3 protein-coding genes are annotated in these 2,721 nt (G+C 36.6%); 1 reads left to right on the forward strand and 2 read right to left on the reverse strand.

Going from position 1 to position 2,721, the window contains the following annotated elements; genetic code table 11:
- Nucleotides 1-422: 422 nt before the first annotated feature.
- Complete coding sequence (locus IKV95_RS01275) at nt 423-812, reverse strand: tautomerase family protein (RefSeq protein ID WP_119904854.1); 390 nt, start codon at nt 810-812, stop codon at nt 423-425.
- 1 nt (nt 813) lies between these two features.
- On the reverse strand, nt 814-1,596 hold the full coding sequence (locus IKV95_RS01280; protein WP_069125182.1) for a DeoR/GlpR family DNA-binding transcription regulator: 783 nt from the start codon (nt 1,594-1,596) through the stop codon (nt 814-816).
- A 309-nt stretch (nt 1,597-1,905) separates the two neighbouring features.
- Between IKV95_RS01280 and IKV95_RS01285 the strand changes: the two genes are divergently transcribed.
- A partial coding sequence (locus IKV95_RS01285; RefSeq protein WP_287451325.1) for an aldehyde dehydrogenase family protein occupies nt 1,906-2,721 on the forward strand: 816 nt, incomplete at its 3' end.

A 2,721-nucleotide genomic window follows, 5' to 3' on the forward strand; every position in this document is an offset into this window, starting at 1 on the left:
CGGCAATATTTGAAGACAGTTATGTGAGTTTGATTGCCGATGGCGAAGCGCATAAATTGTATGCGCAGTATCGTTTTGAACCGGTTGGTCCAAGTGGCCGTGGAATGTATTATGAACGTCAAAAAAAGTAGATGATGGATGTTTCATCGTCTTTTTTTATGCAAAAAAAGAAACTAGAAATTATTCTAGTTTCAAATTGTAGACAAAGTCTCGAAAAACTACTTTTTTATTTTAAGCTGATTTAAAGAACTTTGACTACGATATGAGCAGACTGATTAGAAATGCTGTTATCGTAGGAACGACGAGTGAATGATGGTGCGCGTACTAATTGTACATAATCCAGATTGAGTAAGGAGTGACGACCTGGAATAGCGTTTATCTTCAGCCTCAAGCTAGAATAAGTTCTAGTTTCTTATCAATTATTAGAGCTTTCCAGTAATAAATTGTGCTTCTCCATGGCCGAAACTCCAATCGACATCGGTGTTTTCAACAACTGAGAACATCACATCGTCTTTTGAAATACCGCATTCTGCTTCTAGTCTTTCAGTAACTAATTGATAAAGTTTTTGTTTCTTTTCGGGTGTGCGTTTATTGCTAATAATCGTTATTAAAACAAAGTTTTTTGAACGTGTGAAGCCTAAACCTGTGTCATGAATAACCATTTCAGCAGGTTTATGTTGGTTAACAACTTGGTAACGATCTAGCTCAGGTACTTCAAGTGCTTCAACCATCGCTACATGAGTGACATCTAACAGCTGACGGAGTTGTTCGTCAGTACGACCTTCTAATACATCAAATTTAAATAATGGCATGTTATATCCTCCTGGTTTCAGTAATATTTGTATCGATAACATCGATATGATGGGTGTGACAGAATTGTTGGTATTCCGCAGTAAGTCTTTGATCAGTAATAATACCATCGATTTGTTCAAGAGCGGCATAAGTTAAGAGTGTAGATTTATCAAATTTTGAATGATCTACTAATAAGTATATGTTCGTTGCTCGGGCAACGACATTGCGTTTAATGTCATATTCCATTAAATCGGAATTAGTTAAGCCATTCTCGATTGAAACAGCACTTGCAGCCATAAACGCTTTTGAAATATTATATTTGCCGATGATACTTTCGATGTTTAGCCCCACAAATGAGCGTGTTTCGGGTTTATATGTGTTGCCGACTAACAGTAAGCGGATGTTTTCAAAAGCCGATGCTGAATTGATAATATCTAAACTGTTTGTCAAAATGGTGATATTGATATTTGGTGGCAATTGATCAATGATACCAACGGTAGTCGTGCCGGAATCGATAAAGATAAAATCATCATCTTCTATTAAAGTGGCTGCTGCTGCTGCTGCGATATGATGTTTTGTTGTCTGGTTTGTAATGTGGCGATGTTCAAATGCAACGAGCTCGCTATTAACTAATGATTTAACTCCGCCATATACTTTTTCAACCTTACCATTTTCGATAATGAGATTAATATCTCTTCGAATCGTATTTTTAGAGACATCAAAATGTTCACAGAGTTCATCGAGCGAAACAGAACCTTTTAACTCGATGTAATTTTCGATTTCTATTAATCGCTTGGCCTTCATTTGCTATCCTCCTTAGTGATTCGCTAATTGAAGTGACACATCTTCTTATAAAAGATAACATATACTCAAAAGTTAATCAATATTTAACTTTAATATAGGCATAAAAGTCTTTTTTTATCAATTTTTAGAAAGTTTTTGTAATATTTAAGGACAAGTGTTGACAATTGTTGCTAAAAAATGTACGATGTAATCGAAAGGTAACCAAAACATTACCAACAACAAGAAGGTAGATGATCAGGTAATGTTTATCTATTTTCTTCTATAGTGTAAGCGTTAACAAATAATTAAACAATCTGAGGAGGAAAAAACATGGTACAGATTCAAGAGTTGAAAAATTTTATTGGTGGTAAATGGGTAGCTAGTGAAACAGATAAATACGAAGAGGTAACTAACCCGGCTACGAAAGAAGTGATTGCACGTGTTCCTTTATCCACAAAAACTGATGTTGATTATGCAGTTGAGGTTGCGCAAGCAGCATTTGAAAAGTGGAAGAACGTGGCCGTTCCAAAACGTGCACGTATTCTTTTTAAATATCAAAACCTTGTAGTTGAGCATAAAGAAGAGTTGGCAAAAATCATCACTGTCGAAAATGGTAAAAATTTATCGGAAGCGCTTGGCGAAGTTCAACGTGGTATCGAAAATATTGAATTTGCAGCAGGTGCGCCTTCACTATACATGGGCGATTCGTTGGCGTCGATTGCAACGGATGTTGAAGCAACAAACTACCGTTATCCAATTGGCGTTGTTGCAGGCATAACGCCTTTCAACTTCCCGATGATGGTGCCGTGTTGGATGTTCCCGATGGCTGTTGTTCTTGGAAATTCATTTGTATTAAAGCCGTCAGAAAAAACACCATTGCTTACAGCGCGACTAATTGAACTGTTCCAACAAGCAGGTTTGCCAGATGGCGTGCTTAATATGGTTTATGGTGCTCATGACGTGGTTAATCGTTTAGGCGATCATCCAGATGTAAAAGCATTATCGTTTGTTGGTTCGAAACCAGTAGGAGAATATGTTTATAAACTAGGTAGTGAAAATTTAAAACGTGTTCAAGCGTTGACAGGTGCTAAAAACCATACCATTGTTTTAAAAGATGCAGATTTACCTGAATCGGTTAAAAACATC

The sequence above is a fragment of the Brochothrix sp. genome (genome assembly GCF_017549435.1).
Taxonomy (GTDB): Bacteria; Bacillota; Bacilli; order Lactobacillales; family Listeriaceae; genus Brochothrix; species Brochothrix thermosphacta.

Coding starts and splice junctions, on each gene's coding strand:
- IKV95_RS01275 (WP_119904854.1), bottom strand. CDS start 812: ATGCCATTATTTAAATTTGATGTATTAGAAGGTCGTACTGACGAACAA.
- IKV95_RS01280 (WP_069125182.1), bottom strand. CDS start 1,596: ATGAAGGCCAAGCGATTAATAGAAATCGAAAATTACATCGAGTTAAAA.